This is a genomic window from Pseudomonas sp. P97.38 (assembly GCF_001269745.1).
Taxonomy (GTDB): Bacteria; Pseudomonadota; Gammaproteobacteria; order Pseudomonadales; family Pseudomonadaceae; genus Aquipseudomonas; species Aquipseudomonas chlororaphis_E.
In genome coordinates, this window is record NZ_LHVJ01000027.1 from 102,003 (window position 1) to 115,987 (window position 13,985).

General features: G+C 63.2%; 13 protein-coding genes. 4 read left to right on the forward strand and 9 right to left on the reverse strand.

Annotated features, from left to right (window positions below; translation table 11 throughout):
• Positions 1 to 6: 6 nt before the first annotated feature.
• Positions 7 to 1,032 carry an ABC transporter ATP-binding protein gene (locus AD664_RS22135; RefSeq protein ID WP_053149729.1) on the reverse strand — a complete coding sequence of 342 codons (1,026 nt, stop codon included), beginning with the start codon at positions 1,030 to 1,032 and terminating at the stop codon, positions 7 to 9.
• A gap of 243 nt (positions 1,033 to 1,275) precedes the next feature.
• Between AD664_RS22135 and AD664_RS22140 the strand changes: the two genes are divergently transcribed.
• Positions 1,276 to 2,112, forward strand: coding sequence for an IclR family transcriptional regulator (locus tag AD664_RS22140; RefSeq protein ID WP_053149731.1), 837 nt, complete (start codon positions 1,276 to 1,278; stop codon positions 2,110 to 2,112).
• Positions 2,113 to 2,261: 149 nt separating this feature from the next.
• On the opposite strand, the gene AD664_RS22145 is transcribed toward AD664_RS22140, so the two are convergent.
• On the reverse strand, positions 2,262 to 3,014 hold the full coding sequence (locus AD664_RS22145) for an anti-sigma factor (protein ID WP_053149739.1): 753 nt from the start codon (positions 3,012 to 3,014) through the stop codon (positions 2,262 to 2,264).
• Positions 3,011 to 3,517 (reverse strand): sigma-70 family RNA polymerase sigma factor, encoded by a 507-nt coding sequence (locus tag AD664_RS22150; protein ID WP_047739181.1) that lies wholly within the window; start codon positions 3,515 to 3,517, stop codon positions 3,011 to 3,013. Before AD664_RS22150 ends, AD664_RS22145 begins: the two co-directional genes overlap by 4 nt.
• Before the next feature lie 167 nt (positions 3,518 to 3,684).
• Between AD664_RS22150 and AD664_RS22155 the strand changes: the two genes are divergently transcribed.
• Both AD664_RS22155 and AD664_RS22160 read left to right on the forward strand, forming a co-directional pair.
• A complete protein-coding gene (locus AD664_RS22155; RefSeq protein WP_053149749.1) occupies positions 3,685 to 4,767 on the forward strand; it encodes a catalase family peroxidase in 1,083 nt (360 codons plus the stop codon).
• The gene (locus tag AD664_RS22160; RefSeq protein ID WP_053149752.1) at positions 4,764 to 5,300 is read left to right on the forward strand and encodes a cytochrome b; all 537 of its coding nucleotides are present in this window, start codon (positions 4,764 to 4,766) and stop codon (positions 5,298 to 5,300) included. Before AD664_RS22155 ends, AD664_RS22160 begins: the two co-directional genes overlap by 4 nt.
• A 59-nt stretch (positions 5,301 to 5,359) precedes the next feature.
• Here AD664_RS22160 and AD664_RS22165 read toward each other — a convergent pair whose 3' ends face one another.
• A complete protein-coding gene (locus AD664_RS22165; protein ID WP_042729070.1) occupies positions 5,360 to 6,511 on the reverse strand; it encodes a M14-type cytosolic carboxypeptidase in 1,152 nt (383 codons plus the stop codon).
• Between the two features lie 485 nt (positions 6,512 to 6,996).
• Positions 6,997 to 7,344: a DUF6124 family protein gene (locus tag AD664_RS22170; protein WP_053149755.1), complete on the reverse strand. Its 348-nt coding sequence runs from the start codon at positions 7,342 to 7,344 to the stop codon at positions 6,997 to 6,999.
• A 130-nt stretch (positions 7,345 to 7,474) separates the two neighbouring features.
• On the opposite strand from AD664_RS22170, the gene AD664_RS22175 reads away from it, so the two are divergent.
• Positions 7,475 to 8,104 carry a LexA family transcriptional regulator gene (locus AD664_RS22175; protein WP_053149758.1) on the forward strand — a complete coding sequence of 210 codons (630 nt, stop codon included), beginning with the start codon at positions 7,475 to 7,477 and terminating at the stop codon, positions 8,102 to 8,104.
• 29 nt (positions 8,105 to 8,133) lie between these two features.
• On the opposite strand, the gene AD664_RS22180 is transcribed toward AD664_RS22175, so the two are convergent.
• The 4 genes from AD664_RS22180 to AD664_RS22195 all read right to left on the reverse strand — a co-directional run bounded on the left by AD664_RS22180 (position 8,134) and on the right by AD664_RS22195 (position 13,777).
• Entirely contained in the window at positions 8,134 to 10,083 is a 1,950-nt protein-coding gene (locus AD664_RS22180) for an acetyl/propionyl/methylcrotonyl-CoA carboxylase subunit alpha (protein WP_053149761.1), read from the reverse strand.
• The gene (locus AD664_RS22185; RefSeq protein WP_053150077.1) at positions 10,080 to 10,898 is read right to left on the reverse strand and encodes a gamma-carboxygeranoyl-CoA hydratase; all 819 of its coding nucleotides are present in this window, start codon (positions 10,896 to 10,898) and stop codon (positions 10,080 to 10,082) included. Before AD664_RS22185 ends, AD664_RS22180 begins: the two co-directional genes overlap by 4 nt.
• 12 nt (positions 10,899 to 10,910) lie before the next feature.
• On the reverse strand, positions 10,911 to 12,515 hold the full coding sequence (locus AD664_RS22190; protein WP_053149764.1) for a carboxyl transferase domain-containing protein: 1,605 nt from the start codon (positions 12,513 to 12,515) through the stop codon (positions 10,911 to 10,913).
• 98 nt (positions 12,516 to 12,613) lie between these two features.
• The gene (locus AD664_RS22195; protein WP_053149767.1) at positions 12,614 to 13,777 is read right to left on the reverse strand and encodes an isovaleryl-CoA dehydrogenase; all 1,164 of its coding nucleotides are present in this window, start codon (positions 13,775 to 13,777) and stop codon (positions 12,614 to 12,616) included.
• Between the last annotated feature and the right edge of the window lie 208 nt (positions 13,778 to 13,985).

Here is a 13,985-nt window from a genome sequence, read left to right on the forward strand (position 1 = left end):
TCCACTTCACGCCGGCACCTCGTCGTGGCTCAGTACCCGCAGCAACGCCGGGTCCCAGTCCAGGCCCACCGGCGTGCCTTCGGCCAGTGGTGCGCCGCCGTCGTTGCGCCGCACCACGCACAGTTCGCCGAGGCTGGTCGAGACGCCGTACAGCCATTGGCTGCCAAGAAAAAAGCGACTGGCCAGGGTGCCTTGCAGTCGGCCGGAGCCGGCGGGGCAGAGGTCGATTTTTTCCGGGCGCAGGCTCAGCGTCAGGTCGCCCTGGCCGTGGAGCGAGGCCTGGACGACGCCGTTGCTGTCGCGCTCGCCGGGCAGCAGGTTGGCTTTGCCGACGAAGCCTGAAATGAATTCGGTGCGCGGGTGTTCGTAGAGGGTGTAGGGCACGTCGACCTGGGTGATGCGCCCGGCCTGCATCACCACGACGCGGTCACTGATGGACAAGGCTTCGGATTGGTCGTGGGTCACCATCAACGTGGTGATTCCGACTTCGCGCTGGATGCGGCGGATCTCGTATTGCATTTCCTCGCGCAGGTTGGCGTCGAGGTTGGACAGCGGTTCGTCGAGCAGCAGCACCGGGGGTTCGATCACCAGCGCCCGGGCCAGGGCGACGCGTTGGCGCTGGCCGCCTGACAATTCCCGGGGATAACGGTCGGCGTGTGGGTCCAGGCGCACCAGTTTCAGTACTCGCGCGACTCGTTGTTGCAGGTCCGCCTGGGGCACCTTGCGCATGCGCAGGCCGAAGGCGACGTTATCCCTGACGGTCATGTGGGGGAACAGCGCATAACTCTGGAACACCACCCCCAGGCCACGACTGGCGGGCTTGGCATGGGTGATATCGCGGCCGTCCAGCAGGATGCGCCCGCTGCTGACTTCGACGAAGCCGGCGATCATTTGCAACGTGGTGGTCTTGCCGCAGCCGGAGGGGCCGAGCAGGGAGACGAATTCACCTTTGTCCACCGAGAGGTCGGTGGCGACCACGGCGTCGATGTCGCCGTAACGTTTGCCAAGTCCTTCAAGTTGCACGAAAGCCATCGCTGCGCTCCACCTGGAATTGTTATGCGTCGCCGTAAGGCGCGCTTTTTTGTATGGGCAGATACGAAAAGGTGCTGCGGGTGCGTTGGCGCTCGACGTGGGTCGGCTGCCGCTGTTGTTCGAATCGCCCCTGTATGGACGCAGAGTAGGACGAAGAATAGGATGGGCTCAATGATCTATTTCACTGAGACGATGACTATTTTCAGTTTCATTCGTTGAGTAAATTTCTTGTGCGGATATTGGATGAATAATTCCACTGATCGGAATAATGAAAAGAGCGAAGTAGGCGTAGGCGCTGTGTCCCGGCTGTTTGCCGTGTTGCGCAGCCTGGGCGACACCGTCGAGGGTGGAGAGCGGGTGACCCAACTGGCCCAGCGCATCGGGTTGTCCCAGCCGACGACCCATCGCTTGTTGCGCAGCCTGATGGACGAGGGCATGGTCGAGCAGGACGCGCGCACCAAGCGCTACCGGCTGAGCCTGGACTTCTTCGCCCTGGCCGCCCGCGCAGGCAACACCGGCAATCTGCGCGAACTGGTGCGGCCGGCCATGCTGCGGCTGTCGGCGTCCCTGGGCGATTCATTGTTCCTGCTGGCCCGCTGCGGGTTCGATGCCATCTGCCTGGACCGCAGTGAAGGGCCGTTCCCGATCCGCACGTTTACCGGCGACATCGGCGGCCGGGTGGCGCTCGGCGTGGGTCAGGGCAGCCTGGCGATCCTGGCGTTCCTGCCGGAGGAAGAGCGCGACACGGTGATTCATTACAACCTGCCGCGGCTCAAGGATTTCCACCTGTACGACGAAGTCTTCCTGCGTTCGGAAGTGGAGAACGTGCGCGCCCAGGGTTACGCGGGGCGCAACACCGGCGTGCTGCAGGGCATGGCCGGCGTGGCGGTGCCGATCCTGGACCGCGATGGCCGGGCCGTGGCGGCCTTGAGTGTGGCGACGATCAGCGACCGCCTGGGCCCTGATCGCCTGCCGACGGTGGTGGAAATGCTCAAGCGCGAGGCGGCGTCGATCGGGCCGCGGATCAACCCGTTCGACCCGCTGCTGCGCCGGCCTTCGCAGGTGTTTGGACAGGGTTGAGGCCGCCCGGGGCCCTTGTGGGAGCGAGCTTGCTCGCGAAGGCGATGGCCGCAACACAATGAGGTTGCCTGACACACTGCCTTCGCGAGCAGGCCCGCTTCCACAGAGGAGGGCGATGGCATCAGTGGTTCAGGACTTCCCCGTCGTGATCAGAAGTTCAGGGTCTGTTTGAGGCGCTGCGTTGTCGGCGTATCGCTGGGAATGACCATCGCGTAGTTGTACCCTGGCCCGGACCAGTACTCGGCCTGCAGTTCGCCGTCGCGACGGCTGCCGCGTGGTAGCAGGAAATTCTTCGGACCCGGTGGCCGCACATAGAAGCTGATCTTTTCCCCGGTCGGGTCCTGGTAGACCACCATGGCCGCGGCGCCTTGTTCGGTGCTGAGCAGGCGGCCGCTGACTGGCTTGAAGCCGGCGTTCGACAGGTCCGGCAGGCGGTTGGCCTGGGTGAAGTAGCGGTCGAGCCAGGCTTGCATGCTGTGCTCATCGCCCGTCTGGTAGTCGGCCGGTAAAACGCCTTGCTGGGCAAACAAGCGGTACGCCTGCAAGGCGTCGGCCATGGGCGCGGCACTTCTGAGCAGGGTCATTTCTCGCGCCTGCCAGCCGCTGAATCCGCCGACGCTGACGGCCAACAGCAATACCGCCGCGCTGGCCAGGTGACGCCGGAACCGGTGATTGAGGCGCCGGCGAATCATCGCCGGGTCGAGGGCTGGATTGGCCGGTTGTTGCAGCGTGCCGCCGAGGGCCGTGCGCAGGTGTTGCGCGTCCTGTTGCCAGGCCCGGACCCGGGCGGCGACGTCGGGATGATGGGCAAGGTAGGTTTCCACCAGGCGTCGGTCGGCTTCGCTCAGTTGGCGATCGACGAAGGCGTTCAGGTCGTTGTCGTTGGGGGGCATGCTGATCATTTGAGTATCCGCAGGGCAGGGCGGGTGATTTCGCCATCGCTGAGTTGGCGCAGGGCTTGGCGAGCGCGGGACAGCCGGGACATCACCGTGCCGGTCGGCACGCCGAGGATGTCGGCGACTTGCTGATAGCTCAGGCCTTCCACCGAGACCCACAGCAACAGTGCACGCTGTTCGGTCGTCAGTTGATCGAAGGCCTGCAGGGACGCCTGCGCGATCACGCTGCGTTCGGCCGAAGGGTGGGCCTCGTCGCGGCCGGTGAAAAATTCGAGCATGCGTGCATACCGTCGGGAACGGCGATGGGCATCGAGAAACTGCCGGTAAAGAATCGAAAACAGCCAGGCCCGCAGGTCGCCTTCCCGACGCTTGTCGCCCCATTTTGACAACGCCCGTTCCAGGCATGCCTGCACTAGGTCGTCGGCGTTGCTCGGGTTGCGCGTCAGCGACACGGCAAAGCGCCGGAGCCTGGGGATGAGTTCGCGCAACTGTTCATCGAGTTCGTTCATGGGAGTGTCGCTTCTGGGGCAGTCACTGCGCCGGGACTGGAAAGACGACCGACGAACGAGATTATTCCAGCGCGGGAAAAATAAATACGAGGCGTGGGAATAAACCTGCTGGCCCTTCGTCTGACGGGTCCATTTCCTCAAACGGCCTTGAGCCTTGGAGCTTCGTCATGGTTGACCCTTCCTCCTCATCGAGCAGGCCGCCGCTGAGTGCCGCCGGCCTGACCCTGCGCCTGGCCGGCATTGGCGTGATTGTCGCGGCGCTGGCCGGGGCTTTTGCCTACGTCAACGGCACCCTCGACCCACAGCGCCTGACGCCCAATGCCTTGGTCAACGTGCTGGAAAAAAACAACGGCGTGCATCCGGGCTTTCGCCGCAATCATTCGAAAGGTGTCTGCGTGGCGGGCTATTTTGAAAGCAGTGGCGAGGCCGCGGCCTATTCCAGCGCCCAGGTCTTCACGCAGGCGCGCACGCCAGTGGTCGGGCGTTTCGCCTTGCCCAGCGGCAACCCGTATGCACCGGACGCGAGTGTCCCGATTCGTAGCCTGGCGCTGCGGTTCACCCAGGAAAACGGCCAGCAATGGCGCACCGGCATGAACAGCATGCCGGTGTTCCCGGTGGGCACGCCCGATGCGTTCTACCAGTTGCAGCAGGCTCAATCGCCGGATCCGGCCACGGGAAAACCGAACCCTGCCGCGGCGCCGGCGTTCTTTGCCGCGCACCCGGAGGCCACGCCGTTCCTGCAATGGATCAAGACCGCCAAACCATCGGCCAGTTATGCCACCGAGACCTTTAACGGCATCAATGCCTTTTACCTGGTCACCCCCGCCGGCCAGCGCCAGGCGGTACGCTGGGGCGTGGTACCGCAGAGCCAGGACGCCGCGGATGCGACGCTGCCCCAGGGGGCCGACTTCCTTGAGCAGGATCTGGTGAAGCGGCTCGCGGCCGGGCCACTGCGTTGGCAGTTGAGGATTACCCTGGCCGAACCGGGCGACCCGGTGAACGATGCCAGCAAGCCCTGGCCGACGGAGCGCAAGGTGATCAATGCCGGTACGCTGGTGCTGGAGCGCTCCCAGGCGCAGGACCAGGGCGAGTGCCGCGATATCAACTATGACCCGCTGATCCTGCCGGCCGGCATCGAAGGGTCCGATGATCCACTGTTGGCGGCGCGCTCCGCTGCGTATGCCACTTCCTACCTGCGGCGCACCAGCGAAGTGAGCCAACTGCCCGCCACCCAGGAGGCCCGCCCATGAGCGCCCCTCGTCACTTTGCTCCGCTGGCCCGACTGCTGCACTGGCTGATGGCGCTGATGATCATCGCCATGTTGTTCATCGGCGCCGGCATGGTCGCCTCGGTGTCCGAACGCCATGAATGGTTACTGCAACTGCACAAACCCTTGGGCATCGCGATTCTGCTGCTGGTGATCGTGCGCCTGGTGGTGCGCTTCAGCACTCGGCAACCACCGCTGCCGGCCGATCTGCCGGGTTGGCAGGTGCTGGCGGCCAAGGCTTCGCATGTGCTGTTGTACGCCTTGATACTGGTCCTGCCGCTGTTGGGCTGGGGCATGATTTCAGCGGCGGGTGACCCGGTGATGCTCGGCCATTGGCTGCAACTGCCGTCGATCCTGCCCGCGCATGCGCAGACCTTCGCCCTGTTGCGCAAGGCCCATGGCTACCTGGCTTACCTGTTGTTCCTGACGGTGCTGCTGCATCTGGCGGCGGCGTTGTTTCACGCCTGGGTGCGTCGGGACGAGGTGTTGGACAGTATGTTGCGCGGCAAGGGTTGATACACCGGTGGCGAGGGGCTTCGTTGCCCTCGCCACCGATCATGGGGGCCGTCGCAGGATCAGCGCAACTCGTCGACCAAATCGCCCAGGGTGCTCAATACGTCCTTGCCCAACTGCATCGAGCGTTTGCCGGACCAGCCGGTGAGCGGGTTCGGGTGATCGTTGTGGTCCTTGAACGGCATTTCCAGGGTCAGTGACAGGCAGTCGTATTTCTGCCCGACCGCGTTGCAGGCCAGTGTCATGTTGGCCTGGCCCGGTTCGTCGCGAACGTAGCCGTGGGTGGTCTGGAAGTCTTTGGTCTGGTGTTTGAGGTGGCTGCGAAAGCGTTCTTCGAGGTGGGCGATACGTGGGGTATAGCCGGGGTTGCCCTCGCAGGCGGCGGTGAAGACGTGGGGGATTTCCTCGTCGCCATGCACGTCCAGGAACAGGTCGACGCCGTACTTTTCCATCTGCTGCTGTACGAAAAACACCTCGGGGCTGATTTCCGGGCTGGCGTTCTGCCAAGCGCGGTTGAGGTCCTGGCCATTGGCGTTGGTGCGCAGGTGCCCATGGAATGCGCCGTCCGGGTTCATGTTGGGCACCAGGTACAGGTCGGCCTTGTCCAGCAGCCGGTTCAGTTGCGCATCATCCGTGTGCTGGAGACGCTCGATCACGCCTTCCATGAACCACTCGGCCATGTGTTCTCCGGGGTGCTGCTGGGCGATGATCCAGATCTTGCGCCGACCGTCGCTGCCATTGCCCTTGCGCAGCAGCTGGATGTCACGGCCTTCGACGCTCTTGCCCACGGCCAGCAGCTCGGTGCCGGCCTTGTGCAGTGCCTGTTCGATCAGCCAGTCGTGACGACCACGGCTGTAGGGTTCGAAGTAGGCGAACCAAGCGTGGGGCTGTTCGGCTTCCAGGTGAAAGCGCAGGGCGTCACCCTCGAACTGGGTCGGAATGCGGAACCAATTGACGTGGTCGTAGGACGCGACGGTCTGGTAGCCGGTCCACGCCTTGTTGTACGACGATTGGCTGGCATTGAGCAGGCGGAAGGAATATTCCTGGCCGACATGCAGGCCGCTGGCCTTGAAGTGGAACCACTGCAAATGCGGGCTGCGGGTATCGGGCCGGATCTTGAGCAGCGACTGCAACGGGTTGCTGATGTCGACGACTTCAATGTTGCCGCTGTCAAAGTTGGCGCTGATATCGAAGGAAGATTTAGCCACGGTCACGATTCCTGAACAGGATTTTATGGCCGTTACTTTACACGCTGGGAAGGGAAAGTCAGGACGATTTACATCAAGCAAAGAGCGGGGGCGTCCTCCCTGGACGCCGAGTCAGCTTAGAGAGTCCGCAATTGATTCTCAAGTGCTGGCAATCGATCGTTTCGGCTTGCGCGGACGGGGATGCTTGAAAATAGATGTTCATTTGCTATCATCGCCGCCAACAGATTCAGCGACACCCAAAGACTTCATTAGCCTGAAGCCATAAGCCGAAAATCGGCAAAAAAAAAGACCCGGCAAAAAGCCGGGTCAAAAACCGTGATTAGCCTGATGAGGAGATATTCCAGAAGTCCGACCAAGGTCTTCTGGACTATCGACTGATCTCGCGACCAGTTGATGCAATAATAATCATTATCATTTGCAAGTCAAATGGTTTTATCGCATCGATTGGAAAAATTTTCCTGTTGTCCGCGCTCCGCGCCAACCTTCCCTTGCTACGCCTGACGAGTCGGGTAGCCATCCAGGGATCGGTCGAGCATCACCTTGACCAGATCAATCATGTGCACTACCGAGAAGGCCAGGTCGCGGCTGGATCCGTCCAATCGGTTGGCGGATTCGTGGGCCGTGGCCGCCGCGCAGCGCAGCAGGTCGCACGCGTGGACCAGGGCTTCCTCCGCGCCGATGTTGTGGTTGACGTCGAAGAAGCGATGTTCTGCCGGGGCATTCGACACACCCGGTTTCAAGTAGTAATCGAGCGCGCGTTGCGCCGCCGGGCAGTCCTGCAATGACGTGAATAAGCTGTCGTACGGGGTGTTGGGCTGTTCCTTGTTGGAAGTGTCCATGGTCTCGCGGTTCTCCGTGTGGGGGCTGAAAATCCTGAATCCAGAATAGTACCCATCGTAATTGTGACGATAATTTAAATACTACATTTTGTGTTTTGATGGTCGGAGCCAGCCACGTATCGTGCCGCACATGGATAAATGGATAGAGTTGGTCAAGGCCAAGATGAAGGAGCTGCACATCACGCAAGTGGTGCTGGCAGAACGGTTGGGAATGTCCCAGGGCGGCGTCGGCCATTGGTTGACCAAGCGCCGGCAACCCAGTGTCGACGACATGAATCGGGTCCTGCAGGAGCTGGGGCTGGAATTCCTCGAAGTGGCGATGGTGATTCGCGAACCGGACACCTCCACGGAGGAGGGCCTGGCGCTGGCGCAGAAGTACAACCCGTACTTCCGTTACCCGGTCAGTGAATGGCACCAGGTCGGCCATGTGCGCGAGGGCGAGGTCCGCTATGAGCTGACGGATTACCACGCCCAGGGCGAAGCATTCTGGCTGGTGGTGGTGGGCGATGCCATGACCGCCCCAAGCGGCCTGAGCATTCCCGAGGGCATGTCGATCCTGGTGGACCCGGCGATCGAAGCGGTGCCCGGCAAGCTGGTGGTGGCCTATTTGCCTGGCAGCAGCGACGCGACCTTTCGCAAACTGATCGAGGAGAGCGGCCAGCGTTACCTGGTCCCGCTCAATCCGACTTACCCGAAAAGCCTGTACACCGAGCAATGCCGCATGATCGGCGTGGTGGTGCAGGCCACCATCCGCTTCTGAGCGCATCGGCCCTGCAAGCGGGCCGATGACTACTCTTCGAACGCCACCAGGGCGCTGCCTTCGCTGACCATTTCGCCTTCCTGGCAATACAACGCCTTGATCACGCCGGCCTGGGGGGCACGAATGCTGTGCTCCATCTTCATCGCTTCGAGCACCACCAACTGGGCCCCGGCCTCCACCGCTTGGCCCACGCTCACCAACACCCGCACGATGCTGCCGTTCATGGGCGCCGTCAGGCCCCCCTGATGGCTGTGGCTGGCTTCGGCGGCGGCCAGCGGGTCGTACCGGTCGATCCGATGCAGGTCGCCTTGCCATTGCAGATACACGCTGTCGCCCTGGCGAATGGCACGGTGGCTGCGACGCAGACCGTTGTGCTCGAGGGTCAATCGCTCGTCGACTAACTCGACGCCGGAGGCATCAGGGGCCAGCGTGATCGCACGGTCTTGTCCTTCGCAGCTCAAGTGCAGGCTGGTTTCCCCAGGCAATCCCAGGCGCAAACCGCTGGTGTGGGCCCAAGGCGAATGCACGTCGTCGCCACGCACCTGCGGTGTCAGGCCCAGGGCAAATGCCTGGGCCGCTGCGAACCAGAAGTCGTCATCCAGCTCGCCGGGTTCTGGCAGCAATTGCGTCTGGTGGCGTGGGATAAATCCGGTGTCCAGTTCGGCTGCCGCGAAGGCCGGGTGGGCCACGATGCGGCGCAGAAAGCCGATGTTGGTCTTCAGCCCGCCGATGGCAAACTCATCGAGCATGCTCAACAGCCGCAATCGTGCCTGCTCGCGATCTTCGCCCCAGGCGATCAGCTTGCCGAGCATCGGGTCGTAGAACGGCGAGATCTCATCGCCTTGCGCCACGCCGCTGTCGACCCGCCGACCCGGCCCGTCGGCCGATTCGCGATACAACGCCAGGCGCCCGGTGGCCGGGAGGAAATCGTTGGTCGGGTCTTCGGCGTACAGGCGCACTTCGATGGCGTGGCCCAGCAACGGCACCTGGTCCTGGGTGATCGGCAACGGCTCGCCTTGGGCGACGCGGATCTGCCAGGCCACCAGGTCCAACCCGGTGATCGCTTCGGTGACCGGATGCTCGACTTGCAACCGGGTGTTCATTTCCATGAAGAAAAACTCGCCCCGCGAATCCAGCAGGAACTCCACCGTGCCGGCGCCGACGTAGCCGATCGCCTGGGCCGCGCGCACGGCCGCTTCCCCCATCGCCCGGCGCAAGGTCGGGGTCAGGCCAGGGGCGGGGGCTTCTTCCACCACTTTCTGATGGCGACGCTGGATCGAGCAGTCGCGTTCATTGAGGTACAGGCAATGGCCGTGGCGGTCGGCAAAGACCTGGATTTCCACATGGCGTGGCTTGAGCAGGTACTTTTCCACCAGCATGCGCGAGTCGCCAAATGAAGATTGCGCCTCTCGCTGGGCCGAGGCCAGGGCTTCGGCCAACTGGCTGACATCCTCGACGACCTTCATGCCCTTGCCGCCACCACCGGCCGTGGCCTTGAGCAGCACCGGATAGCCGATGCGTTCGGCGGCGTCGCGGAAGGTTTCCAGGTCTTGGGCTTCGCCGTGGTAACCCGGCACCAAGGGCACGCCGGCGGTTTCCATCAGGGCTTTGGCCGCGGACTTGCTGCCCATGGCATCGATGGCCGAGGCCGGTGGGCCGAGGAAGATCAGCCCGGCGTTTTCGATCGCCCGGGCGAACCCGGCGTTTTCGGACAGGAAGCCATAGCCGGGGTGGATCGCCTGGGCACCACTGGCCTGGGCCGCGGCGATCAGTTTGTCGATCTGCAAGTAACTGTCGGCGGCCTTGCTGCCGCCCAGGTCGACACGGATGTCGGCTTCGCGGCTATGACGGGCATCGCGATCGGTGGCGCTGTGCACGGCCACGGTGGTCAGGCCCATGGCCTTGGCGGTGCGCATCACGCGGCAGGCGATTTCGCCACGGTTGGCCACCAACAATGTGGTGAGGGCGGGGGCGCTCATCGACGCGGCTCCTTGTTATTCGACTCGGCTTGCCAGTTTGGCGCGCGCTTTTGCAGAAAGGCGCGTAGGCCCTCCTGGCCCTCGGGGCTGACACGGATGCGGGCGATGGCGTTTTCGGTGTAGCGTCGCAGCGCCGGGGTCAGGGCACCGTGGCCGACCTCACGCAGCAAGTCCTTGCTGGCGCGCATGGCCGCCGGGCTGTTGAGCAGCAGGTTGTCGATCCATTGTTCGAGGTGATGATCCAACGCCTCGGCCGGGTAACTTTCCGACAGCAAACCGATCTCCCTCGCACGCTGTCCGCCGAAACGTTCCGCGGTCAACGCGTAGCGCCGGGCGGCCCGTTCGCCGATGGCCTGGACGACGAACGGGCTGATGACCGCCGGTGCCAGGCCTATGCGCACTTCCGACAGGCAGAACTGCGCCTCGTCGGCACCAATGGCCATGTCGCAGGCGCTGATCAGGCCCAGCGCACCGCCAAAGGCGGCGCCCTGCACGACGGCCAGCGTGGGGATCTTCAGCTTGGCGAGGTTGTACATCAGCTCCGCCAGTTCCCGGGCGTCGTCGAGGTTGGTGTGGTAATCGAGTTCGGCCGATTGCTGCATCCAGGCCAGGTCGGCGCCGGCGCTGAAATGCTTGCCGCGGCCACGGATCAGCAGGAAGCGCAGGTTCGGATCGCTGCCGACCTGATCCAGGGCGAGGATCAGTTCACGGATCATCTGGGCATTGAACGCGTTGTTCTTCGACTCACGGCTGAGCCACAAGGTGGCGAAGCCACGTGGGTCGCTGAGCAATTCGAGGGTGTTGAAGTTATCCATGGGCATTCCCCGTTACATCCGGAACACGCCGAAGCGGCTCGATTCAATGGGCGCGTTGAGTGAGGCCGACAAGGCCAGCCCCAGCACATCGCGGGTCTGGGCCGGGTCGATGACGCCGTCATCCCACAGCCGTGCGCTGGAATAGTAGGGATGGCCCTGCTCTTCGTACTGGTCGAGGATCGGTTGCTTGATCTCGGCTTCCTGTGCGGTGCTGAACGGGTGGCCACTGCGCTCGGCCTGTTCGCGCTTGACCTGCACCAGCACGCCAGCCGCCTGTTCGGCACCCATCACGCCGATCCGCGCATTCGGCCACATCCACAGGAACCGCGGGTCGTACGCGCGGCCGCACATGCCGTAGTTGCCCGCGCCGAAGCTGCCGCCGATGATCACGGTAAACTTCGGCACCTGGGCGCAGGCGACGGCCGTGACCAGTTTCGCGCCGTGCTTGGCAATGCCGCCGGCTTCGTATTTCTGGCCGACCATGAAACCGGTGATGTTCTGCAGGAACAACAGGGGAATGCCGCGCTGGCAGGCCAGTTCGATGAAGTGCGCGCCTTTCTGCGCGGCCTCGGCGAACAGGATCCCGTTGTTCGCCAGGATGGCCACCGGATAGCCGTGCAAGTGAGAAAACCCGCAGACCAGCGTGGTGCCGAACAGCGCCTTGAACTCATCGAACACCGAACCGTCCACCAGGCGCGCAATCACTTCCCGGACATCGAAAGGCTGCTTGGGGTCTGCCGACACCACGCCGTACAGCTCGTGCGCCGCATACAGCGGGGCAATGGGCTGGCGCTGCTGCACGTCGCCGAGTTTGCGCCAGTTCAGGTTGGCCACGCTGCGGCGGGCCAGGGCCAGGGCATGTTCGTCGTTATCGGCGTAATGGTCGGCCACGCCAGAGATCTTGCAGTGCACATCGGCACCGCCCAGGTCTTCGGCGCTGACCACTTCCCCGGTGGCGGCCTTCACCAGCGGCGGGCCGGCGAGAAAAATGGTGGCCTGCTGGCGAACCATGATTGCCTCGTCCGCCATGGCCGGCACATAGGCGCCGCCGGCCGTGCAGGAGCCCATGACCACGGCCAGTTGCGGGATCCCCTGGGCGCTCATGTTGGCCTGGTTGAAGAAGATCCGGCCAAAGTGCTCGCGGTCCGGGAACACTTCATCCTGGCGCGGCAGGTTGGCACCGCCGGAGTCCACCAGGTAAATGCAGGGCAGGCGATTCTGCTGGGCGATGGCCTGGGCACGCAGGTGTTTCTTCACGGTCAGCGGGTAGTAGGAACCGCCTTTGACAGTCGCATCGTTGGCGACAATCATGCATTCGACGCCTTCCACGCGGCCGATCCCGGCAATCACGCCGGCGGCAGGAACCTCCTCGCCGTATACGTCGTGCGCGGCGAGGGGGCTGAGTTCCAGGAACGGCGAACCGGGGTCGAGCAACCGGTTGATGCGCTCGCGCGGCAGCAATTTGCCTCGGGATGTGTGCCGCTCCTGGGCCTTGGCACCGCCACCTTGCTGGACTTGGGCGAGCAGGGTGCGCAGGGCCTCGACCTGCTCGAGCATCGCGTCGCGGTTGGCGACGAACTCCGGCGAACGTGGGTTGAGCTGGGTGTGCAGAATCATGGGCTACTCCGTAGCAGCTCTAAGCTTCAAGCCACAAGCTGCAAGCAGGAGCGCAGTTCGCTTGCCGCCTGAAGCTTGTGCCTTGTAACTGACGAAAATCATTTCGTTTCGTTGAACAGTTCGCGGCCGATCAGCATGCGGCGAATCTCACTGGTGCCAGCGCCGATTTCGTACAGCTTGGCGTCGCGCAACAGGCGACCGGCCGGGAATTCATTGATGTAGCCGTTGCCACCGAGGATCTGGATCGCATCGAGGGCCATTTGCGTGGCGCGTTCGGCGCTGTAGAGGATCACTCCGGCGGCGTCCTTGCGGGTGGTTTCACCGCGCTCGCAGGCCTGGGCCACCGCATAGAGGTAGGCGCGGCTGGCATTGAGCTGGGTGTACATGTCGGCGACCTTGCCCTGGATCAGCTGGAATTCGCCGATGCTCTGGCCGAACTGCTTGCGGTCGTGGATGTAGGGCACGATCAGGTCCATACAGGCCTGCATGATCCCGGTCGGGCCGCCGGACAGGACCACGCGCTCGTAGTCGAGCCCGCTCATCAGCACTTTCACGCCGCCGTTGAGCACGCCCAAGATGTTTTCTTCCGGCACTTGCACGTCATCGAAGAACAGCTCGCAGGTGTTGGAGCCGCGCATGCCGAGCTTGTCGAATTTGTTGCTGCGGCTGAAGCCTTTCCAGTCGCGCTCGACGATGAACGCGGTGATGCCGTGGGGGCCCTTTTCCAGGTCGGTCTTGGCGTAGATCACGTAGGTGTTGGCGTCGGGGCCGTTGGTGATCCAGGTCTTGCTGCCGTTGAGGACGTAATGGTCGCCACGCTTGTCGGCCCGCAGTTTCATCGAGACCACGTCGGAGCCGGCGTTGGGTTCGCTCATGGCGAGCGCGCCGATGTGTTCGCCGCTGATCAGCTTGGGCAGGTACTTGGCTTTCTGCTCGTGGGTGCCGTTGCGGTTGATCTGGTTCACGCACAGGTTGGAGTGGGCGCCATAGGACAGGGCCACCGACGCCGAGCCGCGGCTGATTTCTTCCATGGCCACCACGTGGGCCAGGTAACCCAGGCCGGCACCGCCATATTCTTCCGGCACGGTAATGCCCAGCAGGCCCATGTCACCGAACTTGCGCCACAGGTCGGCGGGAAACAGGTTGTCGAGATCGATCTGAGCTGCCCGCGGGGCGACTTCCTTGGCAACGAAGGCTTGCACCTGTTCGCGCAGCATGTCGATGGTTTCGCCGAGGGCAAAGTTCAGGGATGGGTAGCTCATGGGACACCTTTGGCTTTTTTGTCGGGTGCGGAGAGGGAGGGGCTCGCTCTCACCTTTACGTTAACGTAAGCCTGCTATAAATGCCTGTCAATCACCTTTACGTTAACGTCAACTTGGTCCAGAGTAAGTGCGCTTTACAGCTCTTTGTGGCGAGGGAGCAAGCTCCCTTACCACAAAGCCTGTGTGCACACGGTTCACCGATACCCCC

Coding starts and splice junctions, on each gene's coding strand:
- AD664_RS22135 (WP_053149729.1), bottom strand. CDS start 1,032: ATGGCTTTCGTGCAACTTGAAGGACTTGGCAAACGTTACGGCGACATC.
- AD664_RS22140 (WP_053149731.1), top strand. CDS start 1,276: ATGAATAATTCCACTGATCGGAATAATGAAAAGAGCGAAGTAGGCGTA.
- AD664_RS22145 (WP_053149739.1), bottom strand. CDS start 3,014: ATGATCAGCATGCCCCCCAACGACAACGACCTGAACGCCTTCGTCGAT.
- AD664_RS22150 (WP_047739181.1), bottom strand. CDS start 3,517: ATGAACGAACTCGATGAACAGTTGCGCGAACTCATCCCCAGGCTCCGG.
- AD664_RS22155 (WP_053149749.1), top strand. CDS start 3,685: ATGGTTGACCCTTCCTCCTCATCGAGCAGGCCGCCGCTGAGTGCCGCC.
- AD664_RS22160 (WP_053149752.1), top strand. CDS start 4,764: ATGAGCGCCCCTCGTCACTTTGCTCCGCTGGCCCGACTGCTGCACTGG.
- AD664_RS22170 (WP_053149755.1), bottom strand. CDS start 7,344: ATGGACACTTCCAACAAGGAACAGCCCAACACCCCGTACGACAGCTTA.
- AD664_RS22175 (WP_053149758.1), top strand. CDS start 7,475: ATGGATAAATGGATAGAGTTGGTCAAGGCCAAGATGAAGGAGCTGCAC.
- AD664_RS22180 (WP_053149761.1), bottom strand. CDS start 10,083: ATGAGCGCCCCCGCCCTCACCACATTGTTGGTGGCCAACCGTGGCGAA.
- AD664_RS22185 (WP_053150077.1), bottom strand. CDS start 10,898: ATGGATAACTTCAACACCCTCGAATTGCTCAGCGACCCACGTGGCTTC.
- AD664_RS22190 (WP_053149764.1), bottom strand. CDS start 12,515: ATGATTCTGCACACCCAGCTCAACCCACGTTCGCCGGAGTTCGTCGCC.
- AD664_RS22195 (WP_053149767.1), bottom strand. CDS start 13,777: ATGAGCTACCCATCCCTGAACTTTGCCCTCGGCGAAACCATCGACATG.